A 16,733-nucleotide genomic window follows, 5' to 3' on the forward strand; every position below is an offset into this window, starting at 1 on the left:
ACGACTCTACCGGAGAGGCGACTGTCAGGGATATAGTTCTATGTGCCGCGAGAACTCGATGTGCGGAGTGACGACCGAAGGGCGTCCGCCGCGCTCAGTCTCGCCGACTTCGGTGGCCGGGGTTCCACTCGGCGTCGAGCGCCTCGTGGGTGAAGGGGACGGCGTCCTCGCCGGCGTAGGTGGCGACCAACTGGCCGTCGCCTTCGAGGTAGTACTTGTAGGTCGTCAGCCCTTCGAGGCCGACCGGGCCGCGGGCGTGAATCTTGCCCGTCGAGATGCCCACTTCGGCGCCGAGGCCGTAGCGGTAGCCGTCGGCGAACCGGGTCGAGGCGTTGTGGAAGACGCTGGCGGCGTCGACGCCGGTCATGAACGTCTCGGCGCGCTCGGCGTCGTCGGTGACGATGGACTCCGTGTGCTTCGAGCCGTGGGCGTTGATGTGGTCGACTGCGCCGTACAGGTCCGAGACGACCTTGAGGGAGAGTTCGAGGTCGCCGTACTCGGTGTCCCAGTCGTCGTCGGTCGCGGGGTCGATATCGACGTACTCGCGGGTCGCCTCGTCGCCCCGGAGGACGACGCCCTCGTCGCGGTAGCGCGCGACGACCGCCGGCAGGAAGTCGGCGGCGACGGCCTCGTCGACCAGGAGCGTCTCGACGGCGTTGCAGACCGCGGGGTACTGCACCTTCGCGTCGAGGGCGATGTCTTCGGCCATGTCGAGGTCGGCCGACTCGTCGACGTAGACGTGGCAGATGCCCTCGGTGTGGCCGAGGACGGGAATCTGGGTGTTGTCCTGGATGTAGCTGACGAACTCCGAGGAGCCGCGAGGCATCACGAGGTCGACCATGTCGTCGAGTTCGAGCAGGCGGTCGACCTCCTCGTGGGCCTCGATGAGCGTCGCCCAACCGTCCGGGAGGTCCTCGGTGGCCGACAGAATCGTCTCGTACAGCACTCGGTTCGACTCGCTCGCCTCGCTACCGCCCTTGAGGATGACGGCGTTGCCGGACTTCAGCGCCAGCGCGGCGATTTGGACGAGCGCGTCGGGCCGCGACTCGAAGATGGTCGCCACGACGCCGATGGGGACCGAGAGCTTGTACAGTTCGAGGGCCTCGTCCAGTTCGCGCGCTTCCAGCGTCTCGCCGAGGGGGTCGTCCTGCTCGGCGACGGACTCGACCATTCCGGCGATGTCGTCGAGTTTCGCCTCGTCGAGTTTGAGGCGGTCGACGAGCGCCTGCGTGTACTCGCCCGCTTCGAGCATCGCCTCGGCCTCCTCGACGTCCTCGCGGTTGGCCGCGAGAATCGCCTCGCTGTTGTCGCGGATGGCGTCCGCGATGGCTCCGAGCGCGGCGTCGCGGTCGGCCGCGTCGACGTTGGCGAGGCGCAGCGCCGCCGACTGTGCCTGTTCGACCTGCGCGGTCGTGTCTCGCTCAGTCATCGAGTTCACCATCGAGGGGGAGGAACATTGTTCCCACCGATTCGCGCTCGGCGATCTTCGCCAGCACGTCGGGCTCGGTCGACTGCGCGATGACGGCGGGGATGCCGTACTCGGCGGCGTCGCGCGCGCCGCGGACCTTCGTCTGGATGCCGCCGAAGCCGCCGGTCGAACTCGCGGTGACGATGTCCTCGACGTCGCTGTAGTTGTCGCCGACGACCTCGATGCGCTCGGCGTCGGGGTCCTCCTTCGGGTTCCCGGTGTAGACGCCGCCCACGTCGGTGAGCGTCACGAGCAGGTCGACGCCGATGCCGACCGCGATGTTCGACGAAATCATGTCGTTGTCGCCGATCTGGAGTTCCTCCGTGGCGACCGCGTCGTTCTCGTTGATGATGGGCACGACGCCCCACTCCAGAAGCGTCTCGACCGTGTTCCGGAAGTTGGTGAACCGTTCGGGGTTCTCCAGGTCGTGCTGGGTGATGAGTATCTGGGCGACCTTCCGGTCGTAGCGCTCGAAGCTCTCGGTGTAGCGGTGCATCAAGAGGCTCTGGCCGACCGTCGACAGCGCCTGCGACGCTTCGAGGGTGTCGCGGTCCGCCGTGGGATGGTCGAGGCGGCCGATGCCGGCACCGACCGCGCCCGAGGAGACGAGAAGCACCTCCTTGCCGCGCGAGAGGAGCGATTCGATGTCGTCGACGAGCTTGTCGAGCTTGTCGTCGTCGAGGTTGGAGTCCTCGTCGGTCAGCGAGTTCGTGCCGGCCTTGACGATGACGCGCTTCGCCTCGGCGGCGGCGTCGAGGGCGGCGGCGACCGCGTCGGGGTCGGGCTCAGCGACCTCGGAGGTCTCCGTCGTCTCGCTCACCTCACTCATCGGCGAACTCCTCCGCGAGCTCCTTCGACCGGCGCTCGGCGGCGACGACCGCCTCGGTGACGGCCTCGTCGGCGGCGCTGTCCCAGAGAACCTCCATCCCCTCGATGGTCGTCCCGTTCGGCGAGCAGACCGCGTCGATGAGTTCGTCGGCGCTGCGGTCGTCCTGCACGACGGTCTCGGCCGCGCCCTTGAACGTCTGGGCGGCGAGGATTTCGGCGTCTTCCTCGGAGAGCCCGCCCGCGACGCCGGCCTGCGTGACGGCCTCGATGAGATAGAAGACGAAGGCCGGGCCGCTGCCGTTGACCGCGGTGGCGATGTCCATCTGCGACTCCTCGACCTCGACGAACTCGCCCACGTCGGAGAGGAGTTCGCGGACCTCGTCGGTCAGGTCACCGGTCGCCGCCGCGGCCATGTCGCGGGTCTCGGCGGCGAGGTTCGGCATGATGCGGACGACGCGGGCGTCGGTGCGCGCCTCGACGAACGAGGTCGGGACGCCCGCGGCGATAGTGACGAGAGTCTGGTCGGGAGACAGGTCGAGTTCCGAGAGGACGGCCTCGACGATGTCGGGCTTGACCGCGACGAACACCACGTCGGCGTCGGCGGCGCGCGACACGTCGTCCGTCGTCGCTTCACAGTAGTCGGCGACCGCGGCGAGGGCGTCGGGGTCGAGGTCGCAGGCGACGACCGAGTGACCGCCCGCCTTCCAGAGCCCGGTGAGGAGGGCGCTCCCCATGTTTCCGCAGCCGATAACGCTCGTGCGTACCATTTGTGCTGAGTCAAGGTACGACGCTCAGATAGTAACTGCGTTCCGGTCAAGCGATGCCAAACCGGAAAACGAGTTGTCAGTTCCACCCCCGGCCCAGGGTCGCCTTACAGCGCGCCCTGCCGGTAGATGAGGTTGCGCTGAATCTCGTTCGCACCCTCGTAGATGACCGGGATGCGAACGTCGCGGTAGACCCGCGAAATCTTGTACTCGTTGAGGACCGACCGACCGCCGTGGAGCTGCATGCCGCGTTCGGCCACGTCGACCGCCGTCTCGGTCGACTTCGTCTTGGCGGCGGCCGCCCAGAAGCCGGCGTCCTCGTTGTTTTCGACCTTCTCGGCGGCGCGCCAGTTGAGCGCGCGGGCCGCCTCGAACTCCATGCGCATGTCGGCGAGGATGTGCTGGACCGCCTGGAACTCCGAGACGTTGCGGCCGAACGCCCGCCGCTCGTGGACGAACTCCCACGCCTCCTCGATGGCGGCGGCGGCGAGGCCGAGGCTGTGGCCGCCGACGATGATGCGACCGTGGTTGAAGAAGTCCGCGAGCATGTAGAAGCCGCCGCCCTCGGTGCCGATGAGGTTCTCCTCGGGAACCTCGCAGTCGTCGAAGACGATGTGGCCCTGCTTGGACGCGCGCATGCCCATCTTCTCGGGGATGTGCTCGGCCTCGTAGCCGGGGGTGTCCGTCGGCACGATGAACATCGAGTAGTTCGAGTAGCGGTCGTCGGTGTCGGCGGTCTTGGCGTACACCGTCAGCCAGTCGGCCTCGACGGCGTTGCCGACCCAGTACTTCTCGCCGTTGAGGACGTAGCCGTCGTCGGTCTTCTCGGCGGTCGTCTCCATGCCGGCCATGTCGGAGCCGGTCTGCGGCTCGGAGACCGCGAGCCCCGAAATCTGCTCGTTTTCGGCGACCGGGCGGAGCCACTTCTCCTTCTGTTCTTCGCTGCCGTAGTCCTCCATAATCTCGCAGCCGAACGAGGCGAGTTGGAGCGTCAGCGCGATGCCGGCGTCGGCGCGGTAGAACTCCTCGGAGATAGCGAGAATCTGCTGGAGGTCGAAGCCCTTGCCTCCGTACTCCTCAGAGATGTCCTGCGCGACGAGTCCCGCGTCCATCCCCGCCTGGAGGACCTCGTGGGGGTACTCGCCGGACTCGTAGTATTCCTCCGCGACCGGTTCGATGTGCTCTTTGGCGAACTCGCGGGCCTCCTGCTTGAGTTCGCGGGCGTGTTCGGGCACGATGGAGTCGTCGAGAAGTTCCATGTCCCGACATAGGATTGTACAGTAAAAATAGTGTATGGAACCAGTCTAAACTTCAAACTAGTTCTTCGTTAGAACCCACGACCGACCCGGCGTTCACTCGTCCGACGGAGCCTCCGCGTCGGGCGTCTTGCCCTCGATGAGCGAGGAGTCGTCGTACCGGTCTCGGAGCACCTTCTTGTCGAACTTACCGGTCGCGGTCTTCGGGACCTCCTCGATGAACACGACCTCGTCGGGGGCCCACCACTTCGGGAACTCGTCTTCGACGAGCGCGACGAGTTCGGCCTTGAGCGCCGCTTCGTCCGCGCCCGCCTTCGGGACGATGAAGGCCACGGGGCGCTCCTGCCAGCGCTCGTGGGGCACGCCGATGACGGTCGCCTCCGCCACGTCGTCGTGGGCCATGATGCTGTTTTCCAGTTCGAGCGACGAAATCCACTCGCCGCCGGACTTGATGACGTCTTTCGCCCGGTCGACGATTTGGACGTAGCCGTCTTCGTCCACCGTGACCACGTCGCCCGTCTTCAGCCAGTTGCCCTCGTAGTCCTCCGCGTTCGCGTCGGGGCGCTCGAAGTACTCGGTCGTCACCCACGGGCCGCGCACCCAGAGTTCGCCGAAGTCCTCGCCGTTCCACGGGACCTCGTTCCCGTCGTCGTCGACGACGCGCATCTCCAGCCCCGGCGCGAGCAGCCCCTGCTTGGCGCGCTTTTCGTACTGTTCTTCCGCGGGAAGGTCCTCCATCCCCGGCTTGAGATGCGCGACGGTGCCGACCGGCGACATCTCCGTCATCCCCCACGCGTGGAGCACGTCCACGTCGTACTCCTCGTCGAACCGGCGGATGACCGACTTGGGCGCGGCGGACCCGCCGATGATGATGCGTTCGAGCGACGAGATGTCCGCGTCGTGCTCGTCGAGGTAGTCGAGCAGGCCGAGCCACACCGTGGGCACGCCCGCGGTCATCGTCACACCCTCCTCCTCGATGAGTTTCGCGAGGTCCTCGGGCGTCGGCGATGGGCCGGGATAGACGTGTTTCGCGCCCGCCGCGGTCGTCGAAAACGGCAGGCCCCACGCGTTGACGTGGAACATCGGCACGACCGGCATGATGACGTCCTCCGCGCCGATGTCGAGACCGGACTTGGGGAGCGTCGCCATCGTGTGCGCCCACAGCATCTGCTGGGAGTACTCGACGCCCTTCGGCTCCCCGGTCGTCCCCGACGTGTAGCACATCCCCGCCGGTTGGTCCTCCGGGAGGTCAGGCCAGTCGTACTCGTCGGGGTAGTCGGCGATGAACGACTCGTAGTCCGTCACCGGGGACAGTCCCACGTCCTCGGGGACGTCCGAGGCCATCACGACGAACTGCTCGACGGAGGCGAACGCGTCCTCGTCGACCGCGCCCGCGAGTTTCGGCGCGAGCGACGGGTCCACGAAGATGATGCGGTCTGCCGCGTTCTCGACGATGTACTGGATGTGGTGGTCGGGGAGAAGCGGGTTGATGGTGTGCAACTGCGCGCCCATCGACGGCACGCCGAAGTACGTCTCGAAGTGTCGGTTGTGGTTCCAGCAGAAGGTCGCCACCCGGTCGCCGTCCCCGATGCCGGCGTCCGAAAGCGCCCCCGCGAGCCGTGCCACGCGTCCCTCGTACTCCGCGTACGTGTAGCGTTCCAGCCCTTCGGCGGTCCGAGAGACGATTTCGCGGTCCGGAAAGAGCTTGCCCGCGCGCCACAGGAACGGCCGAAGCGTCTGGTTGGTAGCACCTACCATACTGTCCTCTTGCGGTAAAACGTAATGATTGTTTGGACACAACCCGGCGAGACGCGGGCTGTGGATTTCGCTTCACTCGCGGGCGCGTTCACTCCTCGTCGCGGTCGGGAGCGGGTCCGTCGTCGCCGCCGCCGATGTCGCCCTCCCCGCTCTCGACGTCATCGCGTTCATCTTCGTCGGCTATCGCCTCACCGTCGTCGTCTCCTATCGCCTCGCCACCGTCGTCTCCGTCACGTTCCGCGTCTGCGACCGCCGGGTCGGCCTCGGCGTCGTCGATGGCGGCCCTATCGGCGTCGCTCGCGGGCGTCGCCTCGTCGACTTCGGCCTCGGATTCGTCGGCTTCGCACCCGCTCTCGGTCGCGCGCGCTTCGTCGCTTTCCTCGGCCGCCGCGCGCTCCGGTTCGGCCTCCGCGACGGGCTTGGCCGCGACCAGTCGCTCGCGGACCGCCTCGCGGTCGATGGTCCCCGAGACGGTCCGCGGGAGTTCCTCCGCGGTCTCGACCAGTCGCGGACATTTGAACCCGGCGAGTCGCTCGCGGCAGAAGTCGTCGAGGTCCTCGTCGTCCGGAGGGTTCTCCGGGTCGGCGGGGACGACGAGCGCGGCGACGCGCTCGCCCCACTCGGCGTCGGGGACGCCGAGCACGACGGCGTCGTCCACGTCGGGGTGGTCCCGCAGGACCGCCGCGACCTCGCCGGGGTCGACGTTCTCGCCGCCGGTGATGATGCGGTCGTCCTTCCGGTTCAGGACGTACAGGAGGCCGTCGTCGTCGCGGTAGCCGATGTCGCCGGTCCGGAGGCCCGCGTCGGTGAAGGCGTCGGCGGTCGCCTCCGGGTTCCGGTAATAGCCGGGCGAGACGGTCGGTCCAGAGACGACGAGTTCGCCCGGCGTCCCGGGTTCGACGGCGGTGCCGTCCTCGTCGACGACCCAGAGGTCGGTGAAAAAGAGCGGTCGCCCGACGGTCCCCACGTCGGCGAACGCCTCGTCCGGGGTCGCGGTGGCGACCTGCGAGGCCGTCTCGGTCATGCCGTAGGTCGGGTAGACCGGCACCGAGTAGTTCCGACAGCGCTCGACGAGGTCGTCGGGGGCGGGCGCGCCGCCGAGGAGCACCACGCGGAGCGAATCGGAGAGCGTGCCCCTGCTGTCGAGCATCCGCTTGAGCATCGTCGGTACGAGCGAGACCCCCGTCGCGTCGTACTTGCCGATGTCGTCGGCCGCGCCGCCGGCGTCGAAGCCCTCGCGGAGGACGACGGTCGTCCCGTACAGCGGGCCGCGGAGAATCGGGCCGATGCCGCCCATGTGGTGCAGCGAGAGCGTGACGAGCCACCGGTCGTCGGGCGAGACGCCGAGTCGGAACGCCCCGGCGACGGCGTTGGCGAGCAGATTGCCCATCGTGAGTTTCACGGCCTTCGGCGTCCCGGTCGTCCCCGAAGTAAAAAGCAGGAGCATCGTCTCCGAGAGCGACCAGCCCGCGGGTTCGACCCGTTTCGGCGCGATAGACGAGAGGTTGATGACGCCTTCCCAGCGCGGGTCGTCCACGGAGACGACAGGCACGTCGGTCGTGGCCTCGACCGCCGTCGACTCGGTGGACTCGCCGCAGACGAGCGTCGTCACGTCTGCGAGTTCGACGTTGCGGCCGACCTCGTCGGGGGTGAGTCGGTCGCTGAGGGGGACGAGCACCGCCCCGAGCCGCGTCGCGGCGTGGATGAGTCGGACGTAGTCCACGCCGGGGTCGAGAACGACGCCGAGGTGGTCGCCGGCCTCGACGCCGAGCGCGGCGAGTTGGCCGGCCGTCTCGTCCACGAGCGCGTCGAGTTCGCGGAAGGTCCACGAGTCGCCGGTCGCGGCGTGGATGAGCGCCTCTCGGTCGGGCGTCGCGGCGACCCGGTGGGAGAGCCAGTCGCGCATCGGTCCGGCGAACCCGCGTCCCTCGCCGCCGGGTGCGGAACCGTCAGCGGCGGAGCCCTCATCGCCACCGTCTGAACTGCCGGTGGCGGTTGCGTCGTCGTCGGTTGAGTCCGCAGGCGCGTCGTCGGGGTAATCTCCCGTCATCGCTCAGTGCGAGACGAACTCGACGAGGACGCCGCCCGTGGACTTGGGATGGAGGAAGGCAACCTCGTGGCCCCACGCGCCGGGGCGCGGTTCCTCGTCGATTCGGTCGACGCCGGCGGCCTCGGCGGTCCGGAGCGCGGCCTCGATGTCGTCGGTCTCGATGGCGACGTGGTGGATGCCGCCGCCGCGCTTGTCGAGGAACTTCGAGATGGCACCCCCCTCGTGGGGTTCGAGCAGTTCGAAGTAGCCGTTTTCGAGTTCGAGGAAGACGACCGACATGCCGTCGAACGTCTCCTCGTGGGCCACGGGCGCGTCGAACAGCTCCGCGAACAGCGCGGCCAGTCCGGCGGCGTCGGGCGTGGCGATTCCGACGTGGTCGAAGTGCATGTCACCAGTTCGTCGGGCGCAACGGATAAACCCAGACGGTTCGATACTCATGTCATGATAGTAACCACAACTGAGTCGGTCGTCGGCCGCGACATCGAGGTGACGCTGGGTGCCGTCCGCGGGAACACGATTCGCGCTCGGAACGTCGGCCGCGACATCACGCAGGGGCTCCGAAACATCGTCGGCGGCGAACTCAAGTCCTACACCGGGCTGATGGCCGAGGCGCGCGACGAGGCGAGAGACCGGATGGTTGCCGAGGCGGAGGCGATGGGTGCCGACGCCGTCGTCGGCGTCCGGTACGTGACCGCCGAGGTAACGCAGGGCGCGGCCGAGATTCTGGCCTACGGGACCGCTGTCAAACTCGTCGGTGACGCCGACGCCGACGACGACGCGGAATCGGCGTCCGCGTCGAACGCCGACGTGGCGTGAGCCGACGGTGACGCCGACGTCTCGGCGCGCCGTCCGCGACCCGCGGCGGCTCGCACGCGGGTTCGCTCGACTCGCCACAGACCTGACCACAGTCGCCGTCTTCGCCGTGCTCGCGGCCGCGTGGGCGGTCGGTTTCTTCGGCGTGTTGCCGAAGGAGATTTGGGTCGTCGACTTCCCCGCGCTGGTTGCCGCCTTCTTCTTCGACACGCTCGCCGCCAACGAGTTCGGCGTCCGCGAGACGGCGACGTTCTATCCGGCGCTCGCCGTCTTCGGCTACCTCGAAGCGATGGTCGTCGTGGCGGTCGGCCGGGTGCTCCGAACCCGACTCGTCGGGGTCGGTGAGTGACGCGAAAGCGGGACACGCGTCGAGAGCGGGGACGAAAATGAGCGCGGAAGCGCGCGTCAAGAGCGGGACGCGGGAGTCGTGACGGCCGTGGGGGGTGTGGTGGTCGTGAGAGGCGTGGCGTGTGCGAGGTGTGAGGGACGCGAGCGGGGGCGGTGTGGAACTCACGGCGGTCGGTCGGTCCTCAGTCGCGGGCGGTCCGGGCGACCGTGACCTCGACGGGGACGCCGGGCACGTCGACCGTCAGCATCGAGCGGTCGGCCCGGGTGACGACGGCGCGGGCGACGGCGACGATGGCCGCGACGGTGACGGCGACCGCGAGCGACGCCACGGGGTAGGTGACGACCGCGACGACCGCGGCCATCGAGGCGAGCAGGACGGCCTGCGTCGCCAGCGAGGGCGCGGGGCGGTGATGCGAGGGGCGATAATCGGAGACGGTACGACTGTCTCGGGAGCGTCTTCGTGACATTCGTCTGGTGAGGTGGACAATCGGATGCGATACCGGGGGCTCTCGGGTCGAAGAGCCCCGCAACGCGACGGCCGCCGCTCGAACGTCGAGCGACTGGTGGCGCGAACCTCGCGCCGACAGACGGCGGCCGGGCGTGTGACGGGTTTAGAATGCGATAAGCGGCATCATAAGCCTCGATTGTCTCCACTCGGGGGGTGATAATAAAACTCGTTAGCCGGGTGAATGTATAATTCGAGTGACTAGTTGGCACGGGCCGAGACGGACTGGGCGGTCGGACTGGAGGGGAGCAGCACGTGGCCGCCGGGTCGGGGTCGGTGGTCGCGCCCCGAGTCTCGGAGGTGACTCAGGCCATACCGGGTTCGTACTCGCCGAACTCCTCGCGGAGGACGCCGCATATCTCGCCGACCGTCGCGTAGGCCTTGACCGCCGTGACGATGAGCGGGAGGAGGTTCTCGTCGCCGTTCGCGGCGGCGCGGATGTCCTCCAGGGCGGCCTCGACGGCCGCCTCGTCGCGGTCGTCCTTCCGGGATTCGAGCGACTCGACCTGCTTGCTCTCATCTTCCTCGGCGACCTCCTGGACCTCGACGGTCGGCTCCTCGTCCACCTGATACTCGTTGACGCCGACGATGACGCGCTCGCCCTCCTCAATCTCGCGTTGGCGCTCGTAGGCCACGTCCTGAATCTCCCGCTGGACCCACTGGTTCTTCACGGCGTCGAGCATGCCGCCGCGGTCGTCGACCTCGTCGAGCAGGTCGAACGCCTCGTCTTCGATGTCGTCGGTCAGCGCCTCGACGTAGTAGCTCCCCGCCAGCGGGTCGATGGTGTCCGCCGCGCCCGACTCGTGGGCGAGAATCTGCTGGGTCCGAAGCGCCGTGCGGACCGACTTCTCGGTCGGCAGCGACAGCGCCTCGTCCTTCCCGTTGGTGTGTAGCGACTGCGTGCCGCCGAGGACGGCCGCCAGCGCCTGATAGGCGACTCGGACGACGTTGTTCTCGACCTGCTGGGCGGTGAGCGTCGACCCGCCGGTCTGGGTGTGGAACTTCAACTGCATCGACTTCGGGTTCTCCGCGCCGAAGCGCTCTTCCATAATTTTCGCCCACATCCGCCGGGCGGCGCGGAACTTCGACACCTCTTCGAGGATGTTGTTGTGGGCGTTGAAGAAGAAGGACAACTGGGGGGCGAACTCGTCCACGTCGAGGCCGGCGTCGACCGCGGCCTGCACGTACTGGATGCCGTTGCCGAGGGTGAACGCGACCTCTTGGGCGGCGGTCGAGCCGGCCTCGCGGATGTGGTAACCGGAGATGGAGATGGTGTTGAACTTCGGCGTCTCCTCCGCGCAGAACTCGAATATGTCCGTGATGAGCCGCATCGACGGCTCCGGCGGGAAGATGTAGAGGTTCCGCGCGATGTACTCCTTCATGATGTCGTTCTGGATGGTGCCGCGGAGCTCCTCGCGGGGGACGCCCTGCTTGTCGCCGAGCGCGACGTACATCGCCAGCAACACGGCCGCCGGGGCGTTGATGGTCATCGACGTGGAGACCTCGCCGAGGTCGATGCCGTCGAACACCGTCTCCATGTCGTGGAGGCTGTCGATGGCGACGCCCGACTTCCCGACCTCGCCGGCGGCCATCATCGCGTCGGAGTCGTAGCCCATCTGCGTCGGCAGGTCGAACGCGAGCGACAGCCCCGACGAGCCGTTGTCGATGAGGTAGCGGAACCGCTCGTTCGTCTCGGCGGCCGTCCCGAAGCCGGCGTACTGCCGCATCGTCCAGAGCCGCCCGCGGTGCATCGTCGGGTAGACCCCGCGCGTGTAGGGCTTTTCGCCCGGGAAGCCCACGTCCTCGTCGTAGTCCACGTCGGCGTCGTCGGGCGTGTAGAGCCGCTCGACGACGTTGCCGCCCGTGTCCGTCGTGAACTCCTCTTTCCGCTCCCCGAAGCGGTCGAGCGTCGGCCCCAGCGTCTCCTCTTCCCACTCGGCTTTCGCCTCCCGAATCTCTTCGAGCTCGTCGGGATCAAACATGGTCGAAGATGTGGTTTGTCCCTACTTAAGCGTACGCGGGTCGGCGAATCGCGGTGCCGCCACCGACTGCGGGTGCGACGAGGACGGGCGCGAGACCGCGAGACCGACGGCGGCGGACGCGGTGAAGGCGGAGCGCAAACGCGCCCGCGACGGAACCCACGAATCCGGCCGCTGCGACCGATTTTATGTCGCTCGCGCGCCCTGCTTCGCCATGGACATCCTGACCGACGAGACGCGGCGGTTCCTCGCGGCGACCGCGCCCGAACACGACGCGGTGCAGGCCGAGATGGCCGCGTACGCCGACGAGCATGGCTTTCCGATTATCGGCCCCGAAGCGGGCGGCGTGCTCCGCGTCCTCGCGCACCTCGCGGACGCGAAGCGGCTGTTCGAGTTCGGGTCCGGCTTCGGCTACTCCGCGACGTGGTTCGCCGAGGGGATGGCGGACGACGCCGAACTCTACCTGACGGAACACGACGCCCACGAACTCGACATGGCGCGGGACTTTCTCGACCGCGCCGGCCTCGCCGACCGGACGACCTTCCTCGAAGGCGACGCGCTCGACCTGTTCGAGGGCGTCGACGGCGAGTTCGACCTCGTGCTCTTGGACCACCAGAAACACCGCTACGCCGAGGCGTTCGACCTCGTCGCCGACCGCGTCACGGAAGGCGGCGTCGTCGTCGCCGACAACGTGATGCGCGGCCCCGTCGATTTCGGCGCGCTCACCGACTGGAGCGAAGGGAAGGCTGAGGCGCTGGACGGGGCCGACGCCGACACCCGCGGCATCGCGGCGTTCCTCGACGCGGTGCGGGCCGATCCGCGGTACGAGACCATCGTTCTCCCGGTCGGCAGTGGTCTCGCGGTCAGCACGCGGGTCGAGTGAGCGCGCGACCGTCGGCCCGGGCTCGGCCCGCCGCGCACCGACGTTCGCCACGCTTTTGAGCGCCCACCCCGACCCTTCGGGTATGTTTGGAGGCGGCGGGATGAACCCGCGAAAGATGAAGCAGATGATGAAGCAGATGGGCATCGACGTGACGGAGCTCGATGCCGAGGAAGTCGTCATCAAGACGGCCGACGAGGAACTCGTCTTCTCTGACGCGCAGGTCACGCGCATGGACGCGCAGGGCCAGGAGACCTACCAAATCGTCGGCGAGCCCGAGACGCGCGAACTCGGTGCCGGTGACGACGGCGACGGCGACGACGAGGCCGCGGAGGCCGCCGACGCCATCCCGGCAGACGACGTGGCCATCGTGGCCCAGCGCGCCGGCGTCCCCGAAGACGAGGCCCGCGAAGCGCTGGAGGCCGAAGACGGCGACCTCGCCGCGGCCATCTCGCGACTGGAGTGATACTCCTCGTCCACGGCGACCGGGAGTACCTCCGGGCGCCCGGCGACGAGCTGCACACCGACCTCGGGATGCTCACCGTCCCCGAGGACGTCGACGCCGGCCAGACGCTCGAGACCCACATCGGCGAGGAGTTCCTCGTCCGCGAGCCGCGCGGCCCGGACCTCTTCAACCACTTCGAGCGCACCGGCGCGCCGATGATGCCGCGCGACATCGGCCTCATCGTCGGCCACACCGGCGTCGCGGCCGGCGAACGCGTCCTCGACGCGGGCACCGGCACGGGCGTCCTCTCGGCGTACCTCGGTCGCCTCGGCGTCGACGTGACGACGTTCGAACGCGACGCCGAGTTCGCCGACGTCGCCCGCGAGAACATGCAACTCGCCGGCGTGGAAGAACGCGTCGACGTTCGCACCGGCGACATCACCGACGAGGTCGACGACCTCTCGGAGTCGGCGTTCGACGTGCTCACCCTCGACACCGAGAACGCGCCCGAGGTCGTCCGCCACGCGCCGGACCTCCTCGTGACGGGCGGCTACGTCGCCGTCTACTCCCCGTTCGTGGAGGGCACGCGCGCGGCCGTCGAAGCCGCCAGAGAGGCGGGCCTGTCGGACGTGGAGACGTTCGAGACGATTCAGCGGCACATGGACTTCAACGACCGCGGGTCGCGCCCCTCGACCGCCGGCGTCGGCCACACCGGCTACCTCGTCTTCGCCCGCAACGAGTGAACGACGCCGACGCCGCCGAGCCAGCCCCGCTTTCGGCCCGCCGGCGTCGCCTCACCCGACGCCGCGAATCACGCGAAACAGCTCTTCTCTGAACCGCTCCGGCTCGATTACCTCGCGGAGCGCCGCCGCCGTCTCCGCGTCGCCGCCGCGAACCTCGCGGGGGTACGCGCCGCCGGTCAGGAGGAACTCGCCGTCGACTGGCGTCACCGCGAGGTAGGCGTCGGCCGCGAGTTCGACCCCCGCGAGTTCGACGGTCGCGGCGTACCGAACCACGTCAGCCTCGGCTTCGGTCCCGCCGTCGCTGGCGGAATCAGTCTCGTCGCCGCCGCCGCCGACTCGCACCCGAAGCGTCCGCGACTCGACGCGCCGAACGTCCGAGAAGCCGCGCGCTCCGAGGCGCGATTCGAAACCGGCGCTCGCGCGCTTGCCGACCAGTTTCGTCAGCGCCTTCGACGGGGGCGTGTGCGGCCGAATTTCGAGGCGGCTGGCGAACAGGAAGCGCCACGGGCCGTCGGCGGTCGCCGGGACGCGCTCGCGGATGGCGGCGTCCTCGTAGACGACGGTCCGGGCGACGACGCTGACGGGGCCGAGTTCGAACGGCCGGTCGGTCGCGTCGTCGACGCGGACCCACCCCTCGAGCGGCGGGAGCGTCGGCGGGGCGAGCGCGTCGGGCATACCCCGCGTTACGGACGGAGGGCTGAAAAAGGCGAGTCGCTCAGTGGTCGTCTTCGCGCCACTTGTGGTCGCACTCGACGCAGGTGAAGAAACGCGTCTCGGACTCGTCGGCCGAGCGAATCTGCTTCATCTCGTAGCGCGCCACGTCGTGGCCGCACTTCGGGCAGATGGTCTTCGTCGTCGGACCGATGTCGGCGTTGTCCACGTCGGACATGTCGACGACCTCGCTGGACTCTTGGCCTTCGGTCGTGACCATCGACTTCTCCTTTTCGCTGTCGCGCGCTTTCTCGTGGCCGTTCGGACAGACCCAGACGCCGTCTTGCGGCGTCATCAGGGACCCGCAGTCGTCGCAAAACTCCATGATAGTACGTCCTACCGCTTGAGGGACTTAAGCGTCAGGATTGCGCCCCGCTCGCGGGGTGAGCACTGAAAAAGCCGATGTCGAACGGGCGGCTCAGGCGTCGCCGTCGGACTGCCCCGGTTCGCCGAGCGCCTCGATGGGCATCGCGTTGTTCAGTTCGTAGTACAGGTCCTTCGCGTCGGCGAACTCGGCCGTGAGGCAGTTCGCGACCAACTCGCCGAGGTCGGCGTTCCCGTCGGCCATGAGCACCGTCACACCGTCGAGGGAGGCCGCGGCGTCCCGGCGCGAGACCGGGTACGAGAGGTCTTCGAGAAGGGATTCGACGCGGCCGAGCGTGATGGAATCTTGCACGATTATTCATTATACATGCAGCGCCTTAGCAGTTGTAGGAGCCGTGCTAGCACGGCTCTCTCGGAGGACTGAGGGAGGTAATCAACCGAGTGCGCCGTCGAAAAGGTGTCTCCCGCCCGTTCCTATTCGAAGTCGGGGTCGCGCTTGTCGAGGAAGGCGTCCATCCCCTCGCGCTGGTCGTGGGTGCCGAACAGGCCGCTCCAGACGCGGGCCTCGAAGTCGAGCGCGGCGTCCCGCGGGGCGTCGTGGGACATGTTGATGGCGGCTTTCGCGCCCGCGAGGGCGTGTCGCGGCTTCGACGCGAGGTCCGCGGCGAGGTCCTCGACGTGCGAGTCGAGTTGGTCGTGGGCCACGACCTCGCCGACGATGCCGTACTCGTGGGCGTCGCTGGCGTCGATGCGCTCGCCGAAGAAGATGAGTCGGCGGGCGACTTCGTCGCCGACGAGCGCCGGCAGGCGGACGCTCCCGCCCCACCCGGGCATGATGCCGAGGTCGATTTCGGTCTGGCCGAGCAGCGCGCGCTCGGAGGCGACTCGGAGGTCACACGCCAGCGCGAACTCCATGCCGCCGCCGAAGGCGTAGCCGTTGATGGCCGCGATAGTCGGGGCGGGGAACTCCTCCAAGCGCGTCGCGATGCGGTGGCCCTGCTCGGCGTACGCCTGCGCGGCGGGCGACCCGATGTCCTTCATGTAGCCGATGTCCGCGCCCGCGATGAACGCCTTCTCGCCCGCGCCGGTGAGGACGACCACCCGCGCGCCGCCGTCTTCGGCCTCGTCGAGCGCGTCTTCGAGCGCGTCGAGCGTGTCCGCGTTGAGCGCGTTCATCTGCTCGGGGCGGTCGATGGTGATGGTCGCCACGTCGCCGTCCCAGTCGAGTCGGAGGGTGTCCCAGCTCATAGTCGAGCCGACGCAAGGGACAGGGATAATAATTAACGTTCCGCGGTCGCGCTGAAGAATCCAGAACAACGTTATACCCCCTCCGTCGAATCCACCGATATGACGCTCTCCGACGAGGCGAAAGAACACCTCGCCGACATCGTCCGGCTCCAGCCGACGAAGAACAAGGAGTTACAGAACCGCTGGGACCTCGAAAGCGGGAGCGAAGTCCACCGCTACCTCGAGTCCGAGCTCAAAGACTACTACTACCGCGACGACAACAGCCTCATCCGCGCGACGGCCGAGGCCGCCGAACTCGTCGGCGTCGAACCCGGCGTCGAGGGCGACGACGAGGCCGAGTCCGTACCGAGCGTCATCCGGGTTCCCTCGCTCGAAGCCCGCGTCTTCGAGGTCGTCGCCGGCCCCGACGATCGCTCCGAGAGCGTCGTCAGCGTCCTCAACAAGCTCCGAGAGGAGTTCGACATCGACCCCGACGTGGACGACGTGCGCCGGGCGCTCCAGAGCCTCCGCCGCAAGGGCGTCATCGAGGTCGTCTACCGGACCGTCCCCACGTTCCGCCTCGCCGTCGCCCGCGACGAGGTCGACGTGGAAGTCGTCTAATCGCCCGTTTCAG

19 protein-coding genes are annotated in these 16,733 nt (G+C 68.2%); 6 read left to right on the plus strand and 13 right to left on the minus strand.

Going from position 1 to position 16,733, the window contains the following annotated elements; translation table 11 throughout:
* Positions 1-94 precede the first annotated feature (94 nt).
* From BN984_RS13360 to mce, 7 genes are all read right to left on the minus strand, one after another.
* Positions 95-1,429, minus strand: coding sequence for a glutamate-5-semialdehyde dehydrogenase (locus BN984_RS13360; RefSeq protein ID WP_049968415.1), 1,335 nt, complete (start codon positions 1,427-1,429; stop codon positions 95-97).
* On the minus strand, positions 1,422-2,297 hold the full coding sequence (gene proB / locus BN984_RS13365) for a glutamate 5-kinase (protein ID WP_049968416.1): 876 nt from the start codon (positions 2,295-2,297) through the stop codon (positions 1,422-1,424). Before proB ends, BN984_RS13360 begins: the two co-directional genes overlap by 8 nt.
* The gene (gene proC, locus BN984_RS13370) at positions 2,290-3,063 is read right to left on the minus strand and encodes a pyrroline-5-carboxylate reductase (RefSeq protein WP_081909203.1); all 774 of its coding nucleotides are present in this window, start codon (positions 3,061-3,063) and stop codon (positions 2,290-2,292) included. The genes proB and proC overlap by 8 nt, the downstream gene beginning before the upstream one ends.
* Positions 3,064-3,167: 104 nt before the next feature.
* Positions 3,168-4,319, minus strand: coding sequence for an acyl-CoA dehydrogenase family protein (locus BN984_RS13375; protein ID WP_008093181.1), 1,152 nt, complete (start codon positions 4,317-4,319; stop codon positions 3,168-3,170).
* A gap of 93 nt (positions 4,320-4,412) precedes the next feature.
* Positions 4,413-6,074: a long-chain fatty acid--CoA ligase gene (locus tag BN984_RS13380; RefSeq protein WP_008093182.1), complete on the minus strand. Its 1,662-nt coding sequence runs from the start codon at positions 6,072-6,074 to the stop codon at positions 4,413-4,415.
* An 88-nt stretch (positions 6,075-6,162) separates the two neighbouring features.
* Positions 6,163-8,124 (minus strand): o-succinylbenzoate--CoA ligase, encoded by a 1,962-nt coding sequence (gene menE, locus BN984_RS13385; protein ID WP_049968417.1) that lies wholly within the window; start codon positions 8,122-8,124, stop codon positions 6,163-6,165.
* A gap of 3 nt (positions 8,125-8,127) precedes the next feature.
* The gene (gene mce, locus BN984_RS13390; protein WP_008093184.1) at positions 8,128-8,511 is read right to left on the minus strand and encodes a methylmalonyl-CoA epimerase; all 384 of its coding nucleotides are present in this window, start codon (positions 8,509-8,511) and stop codon (positions 8,128-8,130) included.
* 54 nt (positions 8,512-8,565) lie between these two features.
* Between mce and BN984_RS13395 the strand changes: the two genes are divergently transcribed.
* Together BN984_RS13395 and BN984_RS13400 are read left to right on the plus strand one after the other, a co-directional pair.
* Complete coding sequence (locus BN984_RS13395) at positions 8,566-8,940, plus strand: YbjQ family protein (RefSeq protein WP_049968418.1); 375 nt, start codon at positions 8,566-8,568, stop codon at positions 8,938-8,940.
* A 7-nt stretch (positions 8,941-8,947) separates the two neighbouring features.
* Complete coding sequence (locus tag BN984_RS13400; protein WP_008093186.1) at positions 8,948-9,286, plus strand: hypothetical protein; 339 nt, start codon at positions 8,948-8,950, stop codon at positions 9,284-9,286.
* 181 nt (positions 9,287-9,467) lie between these two features.
* Here BN984_RS13400 and BN984_RS19980 read toward each other — a convergent pair whose 3' ends face one another.
* Together BN984_RS19980 and BN984_RS13410 are read right to left on the minus strand one after the other, a co-directional pair.
* Complete coding sequence (locus tag BN984_RS19980) at positions 9,468-9,752, minus strand: hypothetical protein (RefSeq protein ID WP_233514186.1); 285 nt, start codon at positions 9,750-9,752, stop codon at positions 9,468-9,470.
* A 343-nt stretch (positions 9,753-10,095) separates the two neighbouring features.
* Positions 10,096-11,772 carry an acyl-CoA mutase large subunit family protein gene (locus BN984_RS13410; RefSeq protein ID WP_008093188.1) on the minus strand — a complete coding sequence of 559 codons (1,677 nt, stop codon included), beginning with the start codon at positions 11,770-11,772 and terminating at the stop codon, positions 10,096-10,098.
* A gap of 211 nt (positions 11,773-11,983) precedes the next feature.
* On the opposite strand from BN984_RS13410, the gene BN984_RS13415 reads away from it, so the two are divergent.
* The 3 genes from BN984_RS13415 (at position 11,984) to BN984_RS13425 (ending at position 13,837) form a co-directional block, all read left to right on the plus strand.
* Positions 11,984-12,652 carry an O-methyltransferase gene (locus tag BN984_RS13415; RefSeq protein WP_049968419.1) on the plus strand — a complete coding sequence of 223 codons (669 nt, stop codon included), beginning with the start codon at positions 11,984-11,986 and terminating at the stop codon, positions 12,650-12,652.
* A gap of 82 nt (positions 12,653-12,734) precedes the next feature.
* Positions 12,735-13,115 (plus strand): nascent polypeptide-associated complex protein, encoded by a 381-nt coding sequence (locus BN984_RS13420; protein WP_081909204.1) that lies wholly within the window; start codon positions 12,735-12,737, stop codon positions 13,113-13,115.
* On the plus strand, positions 13,112-13,837 hold the full coding sequence (locus BN984_RS13425; RefSeq protein WP_008093192.1) for a methyltransferase domain-containing protein: 726 nt from the start codon (positions 13,112-13,114) through the stop codon (positions 13,835-13,837). Before BN984_RS13420 ends, BN984_RS13425 begins: the two co-directional genes overlap by 4 nt.
* Before the next feature lie 51 nt (positions 13,838-13,888).
* Here BN984_RS13425 and BN984_RS13430 read toward each other — a convergent pair whose 3' ends face one another.
* The 4 genes from BN984_RS13430 to BN984_RS13445 form a co-directional block, all read right to left on the minus strand.
* Positions 13,889-14,512, minus strand: a complete 624-nt coding sequence (locus BN984_RS13430; protein ID WP_049968420.1) for a DUF6517 family protein — start codon at positions 14,510-14,512, stop codon at positions 13,889-13,891.
* Between the two features lie 40 nt (positions 14,513-14,552).
* Positions 14,553-14,873: a transcription factor S gene (locus BN984_RS13435; RefSeq protein WP_049905217.1), complete on the minus strand. Its 321-nt coding sequence runs from the start codon at positions 14,871-14,873 to the stop codon at positions 14,553-14,555.
* Positions 14,874-14,966: 93 nt separating this feature from the next.
* Positions 14,967-15,224 carry a DUF5789 family protein gene (locus BN984_RS13440; RefSeq protein ID WP_008093196.1) on the minus strand — a complete coding sequence of 86 codons (258 nt, stop codon included), beginning with the start codon at positions 15,222-15,224 and terminating at the stop codon, positions 14,967-14,969.
* A gap of 122 nt (positions 15,225-15,346) precedes the next feature.
* The gene (locus tag BN984_RS13445; protein ID WP_004977135.1) at positions 15,347-16,120 is read right to left on the minus strand and encodes an enoyl-CoA hydratase/isomerase family protein; all 774 of its coding nucleotides are present in this window, start codon (positions 16,118-16,120) and stop codon (positions 15,347-15,349) included.
* A gap of 99 nt (positions 16,121-16,219) precedes the next feature.
* On the opposite strand from BN984_RS13445, the gene BN984_RS13450 reads away from it, so the two are divergent.
* Entirely contained in the window at positions 16,220-16,720 is a 501-nt protein-coding gene (locus BN984_RS13450; protein ID WP_049968421.1) for a DUF5797 family protein, read from the plus strand.
* Positions 16,721-16,733 lie beyond the last annotated feature (13 nt).

This window comes from Haloferax prahovense, from assembly GCF_000723845.1.
GTDB classification, from domain to species: Archaea; Halobacteriota; Halobacteria; order Halobacteriales; family Haloferacaceae; genus Haloferax; species Haloferax prahovense.